15 protein-coding genes are annotated in these 20,731 nt (G+C 43.1%); 8 read left to right on the top strand and 7 right to left on the bottom strand.

All coding sequences use genetic code 11. From position 1 onward, the window contains the following. Positions 1–130: 130 nt before the first annotated feature. From OCW38_RS16245 to OCW38_RS16220, 6 genes are all read left to right on the top strand, one after another. Positions 131–481: an MFS transporter gene (locus OCW38_RS16245; protein ID WP_010428586.1), complete on the top strand. Its 351-nt coding sequence runs from the start codon at positions 131–133 to the stop codon at positions 479–481. Then, the gene (locus tag OCW38_RS16240) at positions 475–1,698 is read left to right on the top strand and encodes an HlyD family secretion protein (protein WP_065612687.1); all 1,224 of its coding nucleotides are present in this window, start codon (positions 475–477) and stop codon (positions 1,696–1,698) included. Before OCW38_RS16245 ends, OCW38_RS16240 begins: the two co-directional genes overlap by 7 nt. A gap of 745 nt (positions 1,699–2,443) precedes the next feature. Beyond that, complete coding sequence (codB, locus tag OCW38_RS16235) at positions 2,444–3,682, top strand: cytosine permease (RefSeq protein ID WP_032545041.1); 1,239 nt, start codon at positions 2,444–2,446, stop codon at positions 3,680–3,682. 9 nt (positions 3,683–3,691) lie between these two features. Continuing rightward, positions 3,692–4,969, top strand: a complete 1,278-nt coding sequence (locus tag OCW38_RS16230) for a cytosine deaminase (RefSeq protein WP_010428579.1) — start codon at positions 3,692–3,694, stop codon at positions 4,967–4,969. Positions 4,970–5,332: 363 nt separating this feature from the next. After that, on the top strand, positions 5,333–5,545 hold the full coding sequence (gene cspE / locus OCW38_RS16225) for a transcription antiterminator/RNA stability regulator CspE (protein WP_004730009.1): 213 nt from the start codon (positions 5,333–5,335) through the stop codon (positions 5,543–5,545). Between the two features lie 521 nt (positions 5,546–6,066). After that, positions 6,067–7,083 carry a GGDEF domain-containing protein gene (locus tag OCW38_RS16220; RefSeq protein WP_010428574.1) on the top strand — a complete coding sequence of 339 codons (1,017 nt, stop codon included), beginning with the start codon at positions 6,067–6,069 and terminating at the stop codon, positions 7,081–7,083. Between the two features lie 185 nt (positions 7,084–7,268). Here OCW38_RS16220 and OCW38_RS16215 read toward each other — a convergent pair whose 3' ends face one another. Continuing rightward, a complete protein-coding gene (locus OCW38_RS16215; protein WP_261896270.1) occupies positions 7,269–7,865 on the bottom strand; it encodes an aldolase/citrate lyase/malate synthase family protein in 597 nt (198 codons plus the stop codon). Between the two features lie 268 nt (positions 7,866–8,133). Here OCW38_RS16215 and OCW38_RS16210 point away from each other — a divergent pair, with 268 nt between their 5' ends. After that, entirely contained in the window at positions 8,134–9,564 is a 1,431-nt protein-coding gene (locus tag OCW38_RS16210; RefSeq protein ID WP_016769119.1) for a DUF3612 domain-containing protein, read from the top strand. A 562-nt stretch (positions 9,565–10,126) separates the two neighbouring features. Here the strand turns inward: OCW38_RS16210 and OCW38_RS16205 are convergent. Together OCW38_RS16205 and OCW38_RS16200 are read right to left on the bottom strand one after the other, a co-directional pair. After that, positions 10,127–11,743: a DEAD/DEAH box helicase gene (locus OCW38_RS16205; RefSeq protein WP_261896268.1), complete on the bottom strand. Its 1,617-nt coding sequence runs from the start codon at positions 11,741–11,743 to the stop codon at positions 10,127–10,129. A 161-nt stretch (positions 11,744–11,904) separates the two neighbouring features. After that, positions 11,905–13,260 (bottom strand): diguanylate cyclase, encoded by a 1,356-nt coding sequence (locus OCW38_RS16200; protein WP_010428560.1) that lies wholly within the window; start codon positions 13,258–13,260, stop codon positions 11,905–11,907. A gap of 285 nt (positions 13,261–13,545) precedes the next feature. On the opposite strand from OCW38_RS16200, the gene OCW38_RS16195 reads away from it, so the two are divergent. After that, positions 13,546–14,694: a DUF3541 domain-containing protein gene (locus OCW38_RS16195; RefSeq protein ID WP_016769117.1), complete on the top strand. Its 1,149-nt coding sequence runs from the start codon at positions 13,546–13,548 to the stop codon at positions 14,692–14,694. A 151-nt stretch (positions 14,695–14,845) separates the two neighbouring features. Here OCW38_RS16195 and OCW38_RS16190 read toward each other — a convergent pair whose 3' ends face one another. From OCW38_RS16190 to OCW38_RS16175, 4 genes are all read right to left on the bottom strand, one after another. Beyond that, positions 14,846–15,454 carry a class I SAM-dependent methyltransferase gene (locus tag OCW38_RS16190; protein WP_016769116.1) on the bottom strand — a complete coding sequence of 203 codons (609 nt, stop codon included), beginning with the start codon at positions 15,452–15,454 and terminating at the stop codon, positions 14,846–14,848. Continuing rightward, the gene (locus OCW38_RS16185; RefSeq protein WP_016769115.1) at positions 15,454–16,707 is read right to left on the bottom strand and encodes a sensor histidine kinase; all 1,254 of its coding nucleotides are present in this window, start codon (positions 16,705–16,707) and stop codon (positions 15,454–15,456) included. Before OCW38_RS16185 ends, OCW38_RS16190 begins: the two co-directional genes overlap by 1 nt. Continuing rightward, on the bottom strand, positions 16,704–17,414 hold the full coding sequence (locus OCW38_RS16180; RefSeq protein WP_010428552.1) for a response regulator transcription factor: 711 nt from the start codon (positions 17,412–17,414) through the stop codon (positions 16,704–16,706). The genes OCW38_RS16185 and OCW38_RS16180 overlap by 4 nt, the downstream gene beginning before the upstream one ends. A gap of 140 nt (positions 17,415–17,554) precedes the next feature. Beyond that, positions 17,555–20,731, bottom strand: coding sequence for an efflux RND transporter permease subunit (locus OCW38_RS16175; RefSeq protein WP_016769114.1), 3,177 nt, complete (start codon positions 20,729–20,731; stop codon positions 17,555–17,557).

The following is a 20,731-nucleotide window of genomic DNA, read 5'->3' as shown; positions in this document are numbered from 1 at the left end:
TCGCTGCCCCCTAGAAGTTTAATGATAGATCAAATCATATAAACACTATTATCGAAATAATTGGTAAATTTACAACCTATAAATCCGACGTCCATCACACTCGGCGCATCATTTAGCTTAGGATTTATCAATGAGTTTATTAAGTGTCCCATTTGTCGGAACCGGTGCCGATACCGCATTGCACGTCGTAGCAGGCGTTGTATTAGTCGCAACTATCGCGGCTGCATGTTACGGATTCTGGCGTGTTCATGAATTACCAATCAATAAAGCTCACAGTAAAGAGCATCAACAACTCGGCTTAATCACCGCATTAACATGGATTGGTTTTATTTGGCATTGGGTATGGGTACTTGCCGTCATATTGGCCTTTGTTGATATGGAAAAAGCCATTATTAACCTGAGGGACACATGGAAAGCGCCAGCTAAACCTGACGTTCAACCAGAACAAAACGATAAAAATGAGGAGAACCCAGTATGTTAGAAGGTTTAGCTATTTGGGCACTGTTCATTTATTTACTGAGACTAGTGGGCATGCCGTGGAACAAAGGCACTAAGGCGTTCGCTTATCTCGGTGGTACGTCATGGTTGATGTTCGTGTGGGTTGGATTGATCAACTACACTCCGATGGATCTGTCGGGTGGTTCAGTTGTTCAGTCTCCACATATTCAGTTACGTCCGGACTCAACAGCGGTAACAGGGAAAACGACTAAAGTTCACATCAGTCCAAACCAAGATGTCATTGAAGGGCAGCTTCTTTATGAGATTGATGACACTAAATATGTAATCGCAAGAGACAAAGCAAGTGTTCAACTTGAATCAACGGAAGTCGCTTTAGACACAGCTCATCAAGAAGTTAGTATTGCTAAAATCAGTTACCAATCAGCGCTTGAAGACATCAAGGCTTCGATTGCACAAATAGAATCAGCAAAAACAGACTTAGTACTGCAATCAAAAACGCTTGATCGTTACCAGAAGCAAAACAGTGTCGTAGAACATACGATTACTGAAACTGACATCGACCAACAAACGGCAAAGGTAGACTTAGCAACTCATAATGTCACAACCCTAGAGTCTCAGCTCAGTAAAAAAGAAGTCGATGCCGAAAATGCGAAACTAAACATCCACAAAGCAGAAACCAATGTGAGTAAAAAGCAAACTGAAGTCGATTCAGCAAAGGCTACGTTGGCACAAGCACAATGGGATCTGAACAGCACCAAGGTAACCGCTCCAACCGACGGCTTTGTGACAAACTTTATCCTTCGTGAAGGACAGCGAGTTTCAATGATGCCTCGTATCCAAATGTATACCGAAGAAAAGTATGTATTGATGCGAGTGAATCACCAAGCGATTCGTAACGTAAAGGTTGGCCAACCCGCAGAGTTTTCTACCGCCGTATACCCGGGGAAAATATTCTCTGCGACCGTAGAAGGTATTGTAGAAGCGACAGGCGAAGCACAAGCTAACTTACTAGGCCTCGATGAGCAAGTTCGTGTAACGACAGGTCGAAACCTTCAGAACAAGCATCACTTTGTCCGTCTAAAAATTGATGAAGCGGAAGGTTACGATATACCAGTAGGTTCTGTTGGACTAGCATGGGTAAGCGGTGAAAAGCCAATTAGCTTTATGGGTTTCCTAGATGTGATTCGTGGAATCATCATTCGAATGAAGTCTCAACTATACTTCTTTTACTCCATCTAACACGCCTCATTAGTCAAAAAAAGAAAGCCCGTACGTTCTCAGATATTACGGGCTTTCTGTTTTTTTAACTTTCAGTTTTTTCTATTTTTTCGGCTACAAATTCTATCTAATAAAGGTCTAAAAGAACTTAAAAATGCAGAAACCTCAGCGCCTCTACCGTTTACTCTTATTGGCGACCAAACGACCAGCACTTGCAAATTGCAATTGCAAAATGCGATATCGAATTCCAAAAAAGCGAACAAAACGCTCAAATACGCACCAAATTGCTATAAAACAACCGTTTCATGCTGTTTTAAAAGTTGGCACACTACCTGCAATGTATATATTGACCCTTCTTAAGCCGAGGGTCACCTAGCCAACTGACGTTGTTAGTGAACCTTTCTTGTTCACAAAATATATAAGCCAATTGCGGTTATTGCGATTGGCTATTTTTTTGCCTGTCGTTTGATTAACCCCCCTCCTAAATATACAGACACCCATTCAAAATAATAATAACCAACATTAACATCCAACACCCGACATTAGACAAGTAATGCGTTATAGAAAACGTTTTCTATTTATTTATATGGCACAATAAAAAAAATAACCCCATGTTATATAAGATAATTAATTCGTTAACCTACTCAGATGTACAACTATTGACAAAAATAGCATTGACTATGTGATTTATACCACCATAATGCGCTCGTTTGCCTGCAATACGGCAACCGTTATTTTTAATTTTGATCAATTGCGGAGGTAAAAGATGGCTGCGGATAATAACTACAGTCTTGGGCCGGTTCCAGCATCGGCTAGGAAAGGAGTTGCTTCACTCACCATGGTAATGCTTGGACTCACTTTCTTCTCTGCAAGTATGTGGACAGGTGGTTCACTCGGGACAGGCCTCTCATTCAACGATTTTTTCCTCGCCGTTCTCATCGGTAACCTAATTCTTGGTATTTACACTTCTTTTCTTGGCTACATCGGCTCATCTACTGGCCTCTCTACTCACCTCCTAGCTCGTTTCTCTTTCGGTACAAAAGGCTCATGGCTTCCTTCTGCTCTACTTGGTGGTACACAAGTCGGTTGGTTTGGCGTAGGTGTAGCGATGTTCGCAATTCCAGTACAGAAAGCGACGGGCATTGATACCAACACTTTGATTATTGTGTCAGGCCTTTTGATGACAGGTACGGTGTACTTCGGTATTAAAGCGCTAATGGTGCTTTCAGCGATTGCTGTTCCAGCGATTGCAATTCTAGGTGGTTACTCAGTGTTGACTGCGGTAGACAGCGTTGGCGGACTAGAACAGCTACAACTGATTAAACCAGAAACTCCAATGGACTTCTCAATGGCCTTAGCAATGGTTGTAGGTTCATTTGTTAGTGCAGGTACGCTAACGGCCGATTTTGTTCGCTTTGGTAAAAAGCCAGTGAGCGCAGTATTAATCACAATGGTTGCATTCTTCATCGGTAACTCACTGATGTTTATCTTCGGTGCAGCCGGTGCAGCAGCAACAGGCCAATCAGACATTTCAGATGTAATGATCGCACAAGGGCTGCTGCTTCCAGCGATCATCGTGCTTGGCTTGAACATCTGGACAACCAATGAAAACGCTCTTTATGCATCTGGCCTTGGTTTATCTAACATCACTGGTCGCTCAAGTACTACAATGTCTATCATTAACGGCATCATCGGTACGATTTTCGCGCTTTGGTTGTACAACAACTTCGTAGGTTGGCTAACCTTCCTATCGTTGGCGATTCCACCAATTGGTGGCGTAATCATCGCCGACTTCTTTGCGAATCGTAAACGTTACAAAGATTTTGCAAATGCAGAGTTCCAAACCGTTAATTGGGCTGGCATTATCGCGGTAGCAACAGGCGTAGCCGCTGGTCATTTCCTTCCTGGCGTTGTTCCTTTGAACGCAGTGTTAGGTGGTGCAATCAGTTACCTCGTGCTTAATCCTCTATTGAACAAAAAAGCTCTGAAATCTCAGGCCGCTTAAGGACACACTATGACAACCTTATTAATCAAGAACGCGAAACTTCAAGACCAAGAGGGCTTGAAACAGATTCTGATTGAAAATGGTCAATTTTCTCGCATTCTCGATAATGACGCACAAATTAATCATCAAGGTGACATTCTTGATGCTGAAGGTGGCATTGCAGTTACACCGTTCTGTGAACCGCACATCCACCTAGATACCACTCAAACCGCTGGTGAGCCTAACTGGAACATCTCTGGCACTTTGTTTGAAGGTATTGAGCGTTGGGCTGAGCGCAAAGAACTGCTATCAATTGAAGACGTTAAATCTCGTGCGAAGCAAACACTGAAATGGCAGATCGCTAACGGTGTTCAACACGTGCGTACTCACGTTGACGTATCTGACCCAACGTTAGTTGCGTTAAGAGCGATGGTTGAAGTTCGTGAAGAGATGAAAGAGTGGGTCGACATTCAGATCGTTGCATTCCCTCAGGAAGGCATTCTTTCATACCCTAACGGCAAAGAGTTGCTTGAAGAAGCAGTGAAGATCGGCGCTGACGTTATTGGCGCTATCCCTCACTTCGAATTCACTCGTGAATACGGTGTTGAATCTCTGCATTACGTGTTCGAGCTTGCACGCAAGTACGACTGTCTGATCGACGTTCACTGTGACGAAATCGACGACGAACAATCTCGTTTTGTTGAAACACTGGCAGCCCTTGCTCATAAATTTGAGATGGGTGAAAAGGTAACAGCAAGCCACACAACGGCGATGGGTTCTTACAACGGTGCTTACGCGTCTCGTCTGTTCCGTCTATTGAAGATGTCTGGTATCAATTTCGTAGCAAACCCGTTAGTGAACATTCACTTACAAGGCCGTTTCGACGATTACCCAAAACGCCGTGGCGTGACTCGTGTGAAAGAGATGCTAGCAGCAAACATCAACGTTTGTTTTGGCCACGATGATGTGTTTGACCCATGGTACCCGCTTGGCACAGCAAATATGCTTCAAGTTTTGCATATGGGGCTGCACGTAACACAAGTTATGGGCTATGACCAAATCAATACCTCACTTGATTTGATCAGCAAGAACTCAGCTCGTACTCTAAACATTCAAAACAACTACGGTATTGAACAAGGTAAACCAGGTAGCCTTCTGATCTTGCCTGCTGACAATGGCTTTGATGCTGTTCGTCGCCAAGTACCAGTTCAATACTCAGTTCGACACGGCAAGGTAATTGCTGAAACGCAACCTGCAAAAACAAAAATTAACTTAGATCAAATCGAAGATATCAACTTCAAACGTTAAGATCGTCTATACTAATGATGAAAAGGAAGCTACAGGCTTCCTTTTTACTTTGTCACTGCAGCAAAACCCTATAAAACTATCAGCTATTGAGGGTAGTTTATGTCGGTTGGCACAACATGACAAAAAAACTCGATGATTTATCAATCAATGAGTGTACAATCGGAAAGACTGTGTTAACATGCACTCGCTCTGTTAGCCGGAGTTATTTAAGTTAGATGAATAGTAAAAAATGACATGTAAAATCGTTACCCGTTTTTGTAAGTAGTTTTTCCTTATTTCTTAGCAATATTAAATAATTCAATTATCAGCGCATTGCAGTAATGCAATCAACAATTTAGAAAATTTATGAATAAGGGACAAATTATGTCTAACACAAATACTGGCACTGTAAAATGGTTTAACGAAGAGAAAGGTTTCGGTTTCATTTCTCAAGACAACGGCGGTGCTGACGTATTCGTACACTTCCGTGCAATCGCTTCAGAAGGCTTCAAAACTCTGAAAGAAGGCCAAAAGGTTTCTTTCGAAGTTGAAAACGGTCAAAAAGGCCTACAAGCAGCAAACGTTGTTGCTCAATAATTAGCTTTTAGCTAAAAAGAATTTTAAAGCGCTGATTTTTATCGGCGCTTTTTTATGTCTGCTTATAAATCTCCCCTATCTTTGTCCTTCCTTCGATGTAAGTTTAAATCGGTATATACCTAACGAGTCAAACTTCATCAATCAAAATTTCTAGCGATGTTATCGAGTGTTTTAACAAGCTAGGATGACCCATTATTTAGTTTGATTAGTATTAGGCGTCTACTATTCGGACATAGCTTCTAAACGTCACTTAGTGAGAATCATTGAAGTATTACAACACTCATATTCACTTGTAATTTTATAAAAACCCAATCTTCGTTCAAAAAAATCAACCCAAAATATGTTTAAAGAACAATCCATTACCTGCCATTAATCAATGCGCAATCGATATTCATAATAAAAATAAGTAATTTATCCAACCCTCATCCATTAATCATATAATTTTTGAAGCAAAGACCTTCGAAATCCGCTAATCTTGTCCGAAAGTGGCTTGAGTTAGTTTGGTATCTGCAGTAAAAATAATGAAAAAAGACGAATTTCAGAAATCCACCGCTAATCTAAAAAAAGCGGTACCTCTTATGATGAAGAACAGAGTGTCCACCACACCTGCAAATTATGCACTTTGGTACACCTATGTCGATAATGCTATCCCGCAGCTGACTCAAGACATGGATGGTATTTTGGAAAGCTACGGCATTTGCCCACCAGCTATTGGTGAGCAACTTTACAACAATTATGTTGCTAGCAAATCCGAAACCAACATCAACGATCTTCGCGCAAACTTAGAATTGTTGGTTTCTGAAGTCTCGAACTCGATGAACGATACGCTCACTGACACCTCCGCTTTCTCCGATATGATCGATAAAAGCTTCGAGGATCTAGCTCGTGTTGACAATGATAGTTTGTCTATCGATGAAGTCATGTCTTTGGTTCGCCAACTTGTTTCAGAATCTCGGAATATCCGTCACTCGACCCAATTTCTCAATTCTCAGTTGAATTCTGCAACGTCAGAGATCACCAAGCTGAAGACCCAATTGGTAGAAGTACAGAAAGATGCGCTTTTTGACAGCACAACGACGCTCTATAATCGTCGGTCTTTCGACCGTGATATAGAAACCTTGTGTGAAGCGAAACAATCTCTGTGTTTAATTCTGCTCGACATCGATCATTTTAAAAACTTCAATGACACGTATGGCCACTTGTTTGGTGACATGGTTCTTAAAGGAATTGCTCGTAAATTGAAATTAAGTTGCCGAGAAGGTATTTCAGCATACCGATTTGGTGGTGAAGAGTTCGCTCTTATCGTTCCAAACAAATCACTACGCATAGCTCGCCAACTTGCTGATACCAACCGACGTTCTCTAGAAAAGCTGTCGATTAAAGATCGCCGTAGTGGAAAACAGGTTGGTAATATTACCGCTTCGTTTGGTGTTGCTGAACTTGAACCAGGCGAATCAGCCCAGTCATTAGTTGAACGCGCGGATAAATTACTTTATGAAGCGAAATCACTTGGCCGTAACCGAGTCATGCCTCTTTAAGGTTATCACTAGTAAATCTCAACTAGAGCCAGTGAAGCATTAATCAATATACGTTGAGAAGAGCATCAAAAAGCCCCAAAGACTAACTACTGCGTTAATCTTTGGGGCTTTTCTCGTTAGTAGACGTATCGATTGATTATCTACTGGCTTTAACTTTATAGTTATCTCAACCCTATTTCATGTAACTAGATTTGGTAACAATAATTTAGACAGTAATCTTCACCACTTTTTGCTCTGAACTCTTTGTCTTCACTGCATGCCTTTGGTTTACCCTTCGCATCACCTTGAATCAAACTTATCCAGTGGCGCATTGCTGCGATAGTCTCTTCACGCATTGTGGTCGTAGCTTCCATTGGCGACTGGCCAAAGGTTGTGCAAGACTCAAGTTGAATACCATTAATCTCAACCAGTTCAATACAACCCGTTCCTTTATGGCAACCAATCATCACCTCTAAGTGGCTTCCGCTACTATCGCGGAACAAGATAGAGTCTGGGTCATTCTTCTCACCCATGTACGCTACAAACTGTTTAGGGTGCTTTAAGCCACTGTGCTGGCCATCTTTAAAGTAAGCCATGATATGGCGGTAATCGACTACGTAGCTAGTCACATCTTGATGTGAGCCGTTCTCTAACGGAAAAAGTCTATCAAGCAGTTGCTTCGCTTTCACTTGCTTCTCAGTTTGCTGGTTGGCACTGATTGTCTCCACGGCAAAGACAGCTTCAGCGATAAATGGCTTTGATTGTTTTTGGATTTCTGTTTTATCGAATGTCAGCATATTCATAGTCTTTCCCTCTTGACAAGTCCGGTGGTAACCACCGATTTCTACAGCAAAAATGTGTCCTAGAGCAATTATTCCAAACTAACGTTTAATTTATTTGTCATTTTGTGAATTGCTTAGTTTGTAGATTAGCGCTTTTTTACATACAATTTCACAACAAAAATTTTACAATGTGAATTTTACAAATATGGCCTTGTCAAAAAGTTTAGTTCGTCAGTCACACTTCCTGGGTACGAAAATACGAAACCTAAGAAAACGTAACCATTTAACGATGGAAGATCTGTCTGCGCGTTGTATTAGAATCAACCCAGAATACGCACCTTCCGTTTCTTACCTCTCAATGATTGAACGTGGAAAGCGGGTTCCAAGCATTGATATGCTGGAGGTGGTAGCACAGGTCTTTCAGAAGAACCCAACCTGGTTCCTCGACGATGAATCTGAACAACAAGCCATTGCCCCTGATAAAGGGAATCGTGGTGGGATAAGTGGCATGGCACTTGAGCCTAGTTTCCTTTTCTCCAACGACATCCTACAAATTGCTATTCCTGAAATGCTGTCACAAACGGGAATCTCGGGCCGTCAGTTTGCGCATCTCTTGATTAGGGCACACCAAGAGAGCAACCAGAACCACTTCCCCGACCTTGAGCGCGCCGCAGAGGAAGTGGGCTTAAAACGCCTTAACCTCAGCGTAGAAGACCTTATAGACATCGCTAGAAACCTAGGAATCAACATCCGCTGGGTAACTCGTACACCACAAGACGTTGTTGATGAGCTAGGGATTAATGCCAAGCAGTTAGTCACCTCGTTTTTTGAGCCTCCCGGTACGATCTTCTTGAACGAGATTCTTAAAGAGTACCCTACCCGTCTGAAATACGACCTCTCGGTTTATATCGGCCATTGCATTCTGCACAGCAAAGAAGGCCTAAAGAGTGTGTTGTCGGTCGGTAACAACAACACATGGGACGACAACCAGGTATCAGGATCTTCACAGCTCAACTCTCAAGATATTCTACAAGCATGGCGAGATTTTGAATCCAGCTTCTTTGCTGGGGCATTGTTGTGCCCAAAAGTCCCGTTTAGGCAGTTACTCGACCGTACTGGTTACGAAATCGACGTTCACAAAAGAGCAGGGGTTTCCCCCTCTGTTGCGATGCGTCGAATGACGGTAGTATCGCCCTACCCTCACTGGCACTACTTTGATGCTTATGGGCCGGGGAAACTCAAGGCAGTTTACCGCGGGAACGGGATTCCGCTACCTTGGGGAAATATGAGAACGGTGGCTGATCCATGTCAACATTGGGCTGTATTCCGTCGATTATCAGAACCTCGAGCGGGAAGCTCGGCTCAAATCTCCATTTTGAATGTGGGCGATGAGCCAAGGATCTACTGCTGTGAATCTATCAATATGACGGATCCTGCCGGCAACAATCGCGTGTTATGTGCTGGTATAGATCTCAACCCTGCGATTGATGCTCAAGGCGGTAATTCAAGAGACATAGCAGAGCAACTTAAAGCGTCATGCGTTAATAACGGCGGTTCTGTGGTTATCCCACGTAACATCAAGAAAGATCTCACGACAATAGCCAAGATTCTAAATATAAATTGGATTGAACGTGGGATAGAGACAGAGGCGAGGCTTATCTGCTCAAGAGGAGGAGAATGCCCGCGCCAACCAAGCTGTTACTCGAAGTGCGGGGAGTAAAAAGTAATAACAAAAAATGGGACCTAAAATTCAGGCAAAAAAAAACCAATCACAAAAGGGTGATTGGTCATATATTTTGTGTGAACAATAAGGGTTCACTAACAACGTCAGTTGGCTAGGTGACCCTCGGCTTAAGAAGGGTCACTAATACTAATGCACTATGCGTGCCAACTTTAAAAACCCGTATTTTCTACGCATCTGGACACGTATTAGACGTAAATCCTTGTTTGTTTTGCAAACTGAAATTGCAAATTGCAAAAACCAACAAAAACGCTAGTGATTATGTTGTTATTAATGAACCATTAAAGATTTATTAACCTTCCTCTACATACCTTATTTCCCTTAGATTCAATGACTTTAAACACAAATAAATCCCTGCTAGTTTGTTAAACAACACCCATAAAAAAACGCGAACATTGAAATTCAATATTCGCGTTTATTTGAGTTAAGTAGCAGAAAGTGACTAATGAACAAGAATTATCCTAAAAAGCAATTCTTGTTACAGAACCTCTACAACACTTATCTTATTAACCTATCTGCTTATCGACTTACCAAAGAAAAACTATTTCTGAGGTGCTGGCTTAGCACGGCTTCTAGATGGTTTATTCGCTGCTGGCTTATTCGCCGAAGGCTTATTTGAACCATAGCTACCACCGTAACCTGTCTTCTTAGGTTTCCCTGCGCCTGCTGGCTTGCCAGAGTTGTTCGGTTTACCAGAAGCATTAGGTTTACCCAATGTACTTTGAGAACCTGAGTTATTCACAGAAGGCTTGTTAGCCGCATTACCGCGTTTATAGTTACTGCCATTATTTCTTACTGACTGATCATCCGTTGCAACGGCTGAATTGCCATCAGTCGCCTTCTTAGCTGAATTTGGCTTACGCTTAGGAGCAGAACCTGAACCAGAGACATGACGCTTGTTTTTACCTGCTGGTTTATGTCCGCGAGCGTTCTCACCTGAACGTTGGCCATCAGAATGTTCACGAGGCTTCTTCGGTTTTTTAGGCTTAATTGGACGAGAATCGAGTCGAGACTCAGGTAACTTATTTACTGGGGAGAAACCTTCAAGTTCACGACGCTCTAGCACCTGTTGAATCAGGCGTTCAATACCGAACAGCTCACCCACTTCATCAGCACACACCAATGAAATTGCTTTACCGACTTCACCAGCACGGCCAGTACGACCAATACGGTGTACATAATCTTCTGATACATGCGGAAGATCGAAGTTAACCACTTGAGGTAGCTGTGGGATATCGATACCACGAGCAGCTATATCGGTCGCAACAAGCACTCGCACTTTACCTGTTTTAAAGTTCTCTAAGGCTTTAGTACGCGCACCTTGGCTCTTGTTACCATGAATAGGAGCGGCTGTGATGTCTTGCTCTTCAAGGAAACGAGCAAGCTTGTTTGCACCGTGTTTTGTTTTGCTGAATACCAACACTTGTCGCCAATCGTTATCTTTGATCAGCTTAGCTAGCATGGCGCTCTTTTTCTTTTTGTCTACTGGGTAGATGCTTTGCTCAACCGTTTTCGCTGTCGAGTTTGCAGGGCTTACCGAGATCTCAACAGGATTGTTCACCAAGCCTTTTGCTAGGCTACGGATATCATCAGAGAAAGTCGCTGAGAACAGTAAGTTCTGACGCTTCTTAGGCAAAAATGCTAAGATTTTACGGATATCACGAATGAAGCCCATGTCTAGCATACGGTCAGCTTCATCTAGCACTAGAATTTCAAGTTGGTCAAAACGCACAGCATTTTGGTTATATAGGTCAAGTAGACGACCTGGTGTTGCCACCAGCACATCACTACCTTTACGCAATTTTTGCATCTGAGGGTTAATTTTCACGCCACCAAACACAACGGTAGAAGTAAGCGGTAAATTAATACCGTATTTAACTACGCTGCCGTTCACTTGCGCAGCAAGCTCACGTGTTGGTGTTAGCACTAGCGCACGAACTTGGTTCTGACGTACGCGAGGGCCTTTTGATAACATTTCAAGAATAGGTAGCGTGAAGCCTGCAGCTTTACCTGTACCTGTTTGAGCAGCGGCCATAACATCTTTGCCCGTTAGGACAGCAGGCACGGCTTTCTCTTGGATTGGTGATGGCTTATCGTAACCTTGTGCTTCAATAGCTTTAAGGATCGGTTCAGAAAGGCCAAGGGAGGTAAAACTCATAGATTATTTTCTCAGTTGAATAACATTTAGTATGAGCAACACGATAAAAATGCGTTGCTTCAGCTTTTGCTTATCAAATCATTGATACGAAGCAAAGCGCGGTATTCTGAGGCTTTTCCCCACTTTCAGCAACTAAATTCTAATCATAGACCAGATTCAACTTAGGTGACTTGGCGCTTCTGTTGGTACATTTTTTCGTCAGCAGCTTTCAATAGACCATCTATATCATTGAAGTTGTCATTATAACTTACCCAACCAACACTGATACTGAGATAAATCGAGTGCCCGTCGTAAACGACTGGAGTTTCACAAATCGCACTTTGTAGCTTACTTGTAATCGATGCCACGTGTTGATCATCGATAATACGTGGCAACAACACTAAGAACTCATCCCCACCTATTCTTGCAACAATATCAGAGGTGCGCAGTTTACTTTTTATCCGTTTAGCACATTCAATTAAAACTTTGTCGCCCGCTGCATGACCATAAGTATCGTTAATCGCTTTAAAGCCATCGAGGTCAATATTAACCACAGCAAAGGTCTGTGTTCTCTGTTTTTGAACCGTTTTAAATGCTTGCTTTAGGCTATACATGAAATAGCGTCGATTCGGCAACATTGTCAATTCATCATGCATTGATCGGCTATCCGCAACACGATAAAGCCGGTAAATCATAATATAAGCAATCGCAAGAATAAGCATCAGAGTGTAGCCTACAAGCCTAACACCATGGATACGATACCAAGGCACATCCATAAGCACATGCTCATTCCCAGATAAAGCAAGGTACCATCCACCGTATGGAAAATTTACTTGCTCGGTCGTAAAGGCATTATTGAACACATCTTCTTTGCCATAGAAAACAGCGCCCTCTTGGCCCATACTATTTGCACCACAAATCGCAAACTCATATTTATTTTCTATTCCATCGACCCCAACATCCTCGAGCAGTGAATCTAAATCGATCACGGCACTCAAAACTCCCCAATAGTCTTGATTAAAAGGGGGATCTCTAAAGATAGACGTGCGTGTGATCAAGGCTTGGCCGCCTTGAAACAACTCAAATGGGCCAGCAATAAATGTATTGCCGATGTTACGAGCAATTTCAACCGATTCCCATTGGGTTGGGTGGTCGCGATAGTCAATGCCAAGGATTTGTTCATTGCCTTCCATTGGATAAACGAAATTTAGAACATCATCTTCAGCTAAAGCTATCAATCGAATATGGAAACCATCTCGAATAATATTTTGCGCAATTTGCTCCCAGTCTTTTTGGTCGCTATTAGGGTTTACGGATACAAGGGTTGATAAGCTATTGAGAATATACATATCGGAAACGATCGTCGCTTCTATGCGAGATCGGATAATAGAGAGCTGTCTCTTTGCCTCGGAATAGGATTCATTTTGTAGGAAGACTAACTGTTTGGTGTGAAAGAACTCTATGGCGCTCACAACCAACAAGAAAAACAACAAAGATAATAATTTGGCAGGCCACTGCTTGCTAGAACGACTTGGCATTCACGAACCTCTAACACTTTTGTTCTGTTTACTGCCTTTAACTGGCTCATTTCTGGCTTACTCTTCAAGTATGCCGTCAAGTCGTTAAAAATCCACATTTAGCGTCCGGTCTCCACTAATTATTGAGTCATTCATCACTGATAAGCCAATTAGTCACTCCGGTTGTTAAATCAAAAATCCTCAATGAACCTTATAAAGCTTACATTGTATTGACCCAAACCTTACATTAAAGGATTCATCAATGTTATTTTACTTGTACTATTAATCAGCTTGGTACCTTACGACATGAAGTTAAAAACCATAACCCTATGCACTTTGTTATCAGCCTCCTTTGCAATTGCGGTTCACGCACAGGAAACGCTTCAGGAACCAAGCGCAACAGAGACTCAATACCAAGCTGATGATCTCCAATCTCAGAAAGAATCTTTTAAGCAATCAGCTGACCTCATTCGCACTACATACGAAACTCAACTTTACACCCTGCCCGCCTTCAAAGAAGGTCACTACGGGCTGCGCATGTATCGCCAAACATTAGACGATAAATATTCGGCTGCGGTGTGGAGTGATATGGCACGTGTAGCGAGTAAACTCAGCACCCTATCGAACGACGTTCATACCATGGAGCAAATCGTACTCTACTCAGAGAAGCGCGTTGCTTCTTATGTTGGCGATAACGATGAGCGCAGTGTTCGACGCTACAACATCACCAAACACATGCCAGAATACCTTTATCTTGGCGTTGACCTTCTAGGCTCTATGGCGCGAGCCAATGAATACGGTTTAGAACACAACAATGATGCCGAACTGCGTGAAATCATTCGTCGTTATGACTTCTCACGATACGTGACCAATGAAGACATGATTAAAGCGTGGGCTGCCCAATTAGCTAATCAGGTCTATTGGCTACGCCAACTAGGAGAGCAAGATGTTGTCGAGCAGTTCATCGATACCTTCAAAAAGGCCTACCCAGATGAGCAAGATAAGAAGCTTTCGACCCAGCAGTACGGCAATAAACTCTATGGCATGACACACGTGATCTTTGGTGACTCAGAGTACTATCAACACCAAGTGAGTGAACAAGAACATCAATGGATCTACGATTACTTCAAAGAGAACATTGATACGATTTTGCTACGTGCTAAAGAAGATGTGATTGCTGAGGTTGGGTTAACTTTCTTATTGGCAGGCTTAGAAAATGATCCCGTTGTTGAGAAAACACGTCTCGCAATACAATCCGCTATCGACAAGCAACGCGGCATGATCCCTTCGATCACTGGTGATTTTGATCTTGAATACGGTGAACACCGCAACGTGCTGGCGATCATGTTACTCGACTGGCAGCAAGTAAACGAAGCGCCAACCCTAAAAGGCAACCCTAAGGTGTTTAGTAATATCCCTTATGGGCTCGTAGAAAACAAACCACTGAGTCAATAACGACTGTTGATGAATTTACGTTTGCTAAATAACATTCGTTAAGTTAACGGTAACAGATAAGTTGGTCTAAATAGCCCAAAAAGCCGCACCCTTCTTTAGGTTTGCGGCTTTTGTCTATTTCAGGTGGTTGCTTTGGCTCATATTAAGGTCATCATACGCTTTTGTTCATCACTATCGTGAAATCCCCTTCTGCGTATCCCTCTATTAACGAGACATCATCACAAAGCGTTTTACAGAAACGATATACGCCATCAGGGTGGTAACTCATCAAGGTATTGCGAGATGGATATTGACTTGAATTGAGAAGGTTAAAAATCACAGTCTGATTCGCTAATCCAAACATACGAGTGATCATATTGGTTAGGTAAGCTGTATCACGAGAGATGTAGTTCAATGAGCCACTGGCGATAACCATATCGTGTGGCTCGAGGTTCATCTTGCTCATGTCACCCGATAAAAACTCGCAGCGTTGTTCTGTGTAATTTTGCTTGGCCTTATTTAAAAAATCGGTATGTTGATCAACGCCTGTGTATGAGCGAATTCGATAGATGCTATCAAGCAGTTCAAACAACTCTCCATAGCCACAACCTAAATCTAAAACACTCTTTTTCTCAAAGTCTGCCGAACGCGCAATAACTTCAAAGCGACACAGTTGGCTCTCTTCGCTGGTCCATCCCAAAGACTTTGCCTTGTTACCTTTCCAACGATGGGTCTGTTTTCGGTGATAACGAAACACTTTAAAACGATCAAGCCAATGCATTATGAGAAATCCACCCACACTTCACGTCCACCAGCCTGTTCTTGGTTGTGGTATTGCCATTGATATTGTGCCAGAAGCTTTTCAGTTAACTCCAGACCTAGGCCAAAGCCCAAATGATTATCTTCGATTGTGCCATCGGTATTGTGGTTAACGATGGTGACTTTTGAGCCTGATTGAACAATACGCACAGTACCGCTGCCAGTGTGTTGGAATGCATTTCGGATTAAGTTAGTCAGCACAATGCGAGTAAGCCCAACAGGTAACTGGCAGTGCGTGTCGTCACTTTCAAGGTTTACAACCACAGCTTTTCCATTTAATAGATAGGTTAAGTCGTGGTTTATCTGTCGCAGCAATTCGCCAAGATGTATGTGCTCAACTGGTAGGTCTTTATTTTGCTGTCGGGTTAGCCACAACAAGGTTTCAGTTAAATCTGTCATGGTAAAGCCTGCACGCTTGATTCGGTCTATCACTTCAAGCTGCTTTTCTTGGCTCTTGCCCTTTTTAATCAACTTCTCTAGCAGTTCGCTATTGGTTCTTGTGACTGCAATCGGCGTGCGCAGCTCGTGGCTGGCATAGCCTAAAAACTTCTGCTCTCGTTCTAAACCACTCTGAACTGAACTTAAGCTGTCGCGAATGATATTTGCCAAAGTATTCAACTCACTAAAATGAAAATCTGGTGTAGGTTCGCAGAGGTTATCTTTATCTAACAATTTAGCCCAATTTTTTAGTTGTTCAACGGGCGATGCTACCTTTCGTAGTATCAAAACTAAAATGGCAAAAAACAGAATAATCGCGGCTAACGCCGTCAGAAAAATCGTCACAAAATGAGGCAATGCTTTGTCTTCTAAAAAGTGGTCTTGTCTTTGGTCAAACACAGCCGAAACGTAACGCACTTGGTCTCCCTTCATCACCTTCATGACAAAGTAACCTTCTTTTGGCGGTGCAAATATCGACTTGCCAAGAATCTTTTTCGAGATGACGTTTAACTCAACGTTACTCTGCTCAATATGAGTTCGAATACCTTGCGGTAAATCGCTCCAGCGCGTAGCAACCGTAAACTCTTGATTGGTCATTGGCTCACCTGGCTTAACTGCCTCTTGCTGAGCTTGAGCAATCATAGAGCCACGCATAGCCACATCCATCCCAGAAATAAAGTAATTGATGCTCAACGCCGATAGCACCAGAATGGTCGTCACTCCAGTAACCAAAATCGCCAGCAGGACGTAGATTCTTAAACTTGGCCTAATCTTCATCTTTCAGGTAACTCCTTAATCGCAAACCCTTTGCCAGCAATAGTATGCAGTAATTTATTCTCTTGCTCGCTATCCACTTGTTTGCGCAGATTAAAGATATGTACTTTTAAGCTGTTGCTGTCCGGTTGTTCGTCCCCCCACACCCCTTGCATTATCGTCTCTCGTGAAACTGGGGTAGGACTAGAGCGCATCAAGATCTCTAATATTTTCAATGCGGTCGGTGAAAGCTTTAAAGGAGAATTGGCACGATAAGCTTGATGTTGTTTAAGGTCAATTTCTAAGTCGCAAACGGATAAACGACTTACCTGCCCACTGCGTCGTTTGGCCAAGACTTGCGCTCGAACAATCAGCTCTTCCATCGCAAATGGCTTCACTAAATAATCATCGGCCCCTTTGGAAAAGCCGATCAGCTTGTCGTCTAGGGTATCCCGCGCTGTGAGCATCAATACAGGCGTATCAATACCTTGCGTTCTCAGGTTTTCACAGACTTGCAATCCGTTCATTTTAGGCAGGTTAAGATCGAGGATCACCGCATCATAGCGGTTTGTTTCGATGAGATTGAGCCCAGCTAATCCATTCGCCGCGTGGTCGCATTGAATATCTTCCAAATCTAAGTAATCAATAACCGCAGTAGCCAAATCGAGGTCATCTTCAACCAAAAGCAATTGGAGCTTATCTGTGAGTTTATTGGTGACGGATTCTGCCATCGTGACGACCTCTATTATTGTTTGTAGTGTGGCTTGTTATGCGGCGATTTAATATTTTGATCTGTAACGAATCTAGACCGATATTTCTGAGACTAACTCGGCAGCCATCAGCCTAGATATCATCATTAGCTTAGCCTTTATTAAGCCGTTTGCTCGACGCCTTTAACTCGGTGAGTTGCTTTAAGTATCAGCGATTTAATTTCGCATTGAATCAGTAATAGCGCTGGCGTCAAAATCAGCGTAATGAACGTAGCAAACAAAATACCGTAACCTAGCGCAGCGGCCGCAGGAATAAGGAACTGAGCCTGTAAAGACGTTTCACTTAATAGTGGAGTCAAACCTGCGAACGTGGTGACAGATGTAAGTAACACCGCTCTTAGACGACTAGAACACGCTTCCACAATCGCATCGTGAACTGACTTGCCTTTTTCTTTGATTAACTCGTTAAAACGAGACACCAATAGCAGGCTATCATTCACCACCACACCGCTTAACGCTAAAATACCATTTAACGATAGGATACTGATTGTTAAGTCATTCCACCAGTGTCCTAAGATTGCACCGACAATACCAAATGGAATCGCGGTCATGATGATCATTGGCTGTATGTATGAACGCAACGGGATAGCAAGTAAGGTATAAATAGCGATCATCGCGAGCACAAACATACTCATCATGGAACTGGCCGTCTCTTCTTGCTCTTCGGTTTCGCCAGCAAAGTCCACCGTTAGCCCCGGGTATTGCGCTTCTAAATTGGGTACCAAAGTATCTTGCAACTGATGAACCAATTCTGCAGGTGCAACTACATCTTTATCCAATACAGCACTAATATAAACCGCTCGCTGACTATCAATACGTGTAATCTCTGAAACTTGGTAATCTGAATGCACTTCAGCAACCGAACTTAAAGGCACCACAGTACCATCGTTGGTTCTGACACTAGACTGCTTAATATCAGCAATGGTTTGACGATCGGATTCTGGGTAACGAACTCGAACTTTCACCTCATCTTTACCACGTTGGAACTGCTGAACGATGTCGCCACCAAACGCTTGTAACACTTGTTGTGAAAGACTTGCAGTATCAAACCCTAATGCTCGGCCTTGTTGTGTTAATTCAAAGCGATACTGAGGTTCACCAAGGTCCAAGTTGTGGTCAATGCCACTCACACCGTCGATGGTTTGCAGTTTGGCTAAGAACTCATTGCCCGCAGCCGTTACTGATTCTTCATTCCACGCTTTCAGTTCAACTTTAAAGTTGTCGACCATCTCCATTTTAGACAAGACTTTCAGCTTCTTAACGCCTTCCATTTGGCCAACTGTTTCTTCCCACGAATCTGCAAATTCATTGGATGTGTAAACACTGTCGCTGTCGAGCTCAATTCTTACCTGACCCGAATCATCAGCATCGGCGATAACCTGAAGGCTAAGCAATTCAGATGGTTCACCTTGAGCACCGTATTGAGATCTCAGTGTTTCATCGGTTTGTTTTGCTGCCGCTTCAAGCACCAACAAGTTCTGCTGTGTTTGACCAAAGCTGGCATCGTTTTGCATCGACATATCGGCTGTCACTGTGTCACCCGGCATATCTGGGAAGAACGCCACACGAACCGCGCCCGTCATAGGCAACCCGGACACCAAGATAAGCAGTGATAAGAAAACCATCACCACTGCATAACGCAGCTTTAGCGCCCATTCAATCACAGGGCAATAGATGCGCTTGTTAAACCAACCTAGCCCAGTATCGGCAGTATGTTGAACACGAGCCCACATCCCCTTCTTTTCACTTCGCTTAGTATTAATGTGTGCAAGGTGCGAAGGCAGAATGAACTTAGACTCAACCAAAGACAGCAGTAAACAGATCGTCACGACAGTGCCAAATTGAGCATAAATCTGCCCCATTTTGCCTTCAACGCTAGCAAGCGCGAGAAAAGCAACGACTGTCGTCAAAACACCAAATATGGTTGGAGATGCCACCTTCATCGTACCGCGAATAGTACTGTCTATTGAGTCCCCGTCTTCTTTACGTGTCGAGTAAATACTTTCTCCGACCACCACGGCATCATCAACCACAATTCCGAGCGCCATAATAAAGCCAAAGGTGGTCATCTCATTAATGGTTAACCCCATGAAACTATCTGTCATGAAGAACATGGTGCCAAAAAAGACAAACGGTAAGCCCGCAGCTACCCAGAAAGCGACACGCACGTTTAAGAATACCGCTAGTACGATGAATACCAGAGCAATACCCGTTAACGCATTCTTTACCAATAGACTCAAGCGATCTTTGATCATGGTACTTTTGTCGTACCAAGTTTCGATTTCAACATCACTAGGCAGCATGTTGCTGTTTTCCCAGCGCTCTACCACTTGTTGAGCCTGTTCAACAATGCTGACTACGTCTCCGTATTCATCCATCACAATCTCAATAGCCATCGCATTCTGTTGGTTATAACGAGAAAGCACAAAAGTATCATCAGCAAACATGTCTTCAACATGGGCGATGTCACCCAAGGTAATTTGAGTGCCATCGGTAGTCGTCAGTACAGGAATCGCATCAAAATCTTGTAATTCATACGCTTGTTCAGACACCTTCAAACGAACGGTTTTTTCACCATTGCGAAGGCTGGTCGAGATAGCTGCAGAAGATTCCGCATTGATTGCTTCTGACACGTCGGTCAGTGTTAACCCATAAGCTTGAAGCTTGTTTTCATCAACCTCAACCGAGATCATAGGGTCAGCCTTAGCCTTGATTTCCAAATCACTGATTGCAGACTGGCTCAATAAGTCTGACTTCAACTGTTCAGCTAAACTCTGCAGCGTTGCTCTGTCTGCATCACCATAAATCTGTACCCACAAGGCGTGATCTTGCATTCGAGCTTTATCAATCACTGGGTTATCAGCGTCGGCAGGCAGGTTGTTAATCGCATCAACCTTAGTCTTCACGTCAGTCAACAAAGTATCAAGATCATAAGTGCTGTTTTTTTCAATAGAAACATAGCTACCGTTCGCGTCAGAAGTTGACGTTATACGTTTAATGCCCGGCACGGTTTCTAGCGCGTCTTCAATCTTAATCGCAAGGCCTTCTTCCGCTTGAATAGGGTCGCCACTGTCATAGGTGACCGATACCGACACGACATCAGGCTCAAGACTTGGGAACGCTTCTTTACGCAACGTGTTAAGCGATAGCAGACCAGTAATGATCACACCCATTAACAGTAAATTCGCCGCCACAGAATTATTGGCAAACCAGGCAATCGCACCCGCATGTGGCTTGCTCGACGTCTGGTTAGCGCGTGCTTGGTTATCGTTCGACAT

This window comes from Vibrio cyclitrophicus, assembly GCF_024347435.1.
Lineage (GTDB): Bacteria > Pseudomonadota > Gammaproteobacteria > Enterobacterales > Vibrionaceae > Vibrio > Vibrio cyclitrophicus.
This window is presented reverse-complemented; position numbering and strand designations above follow the sequence as displayed.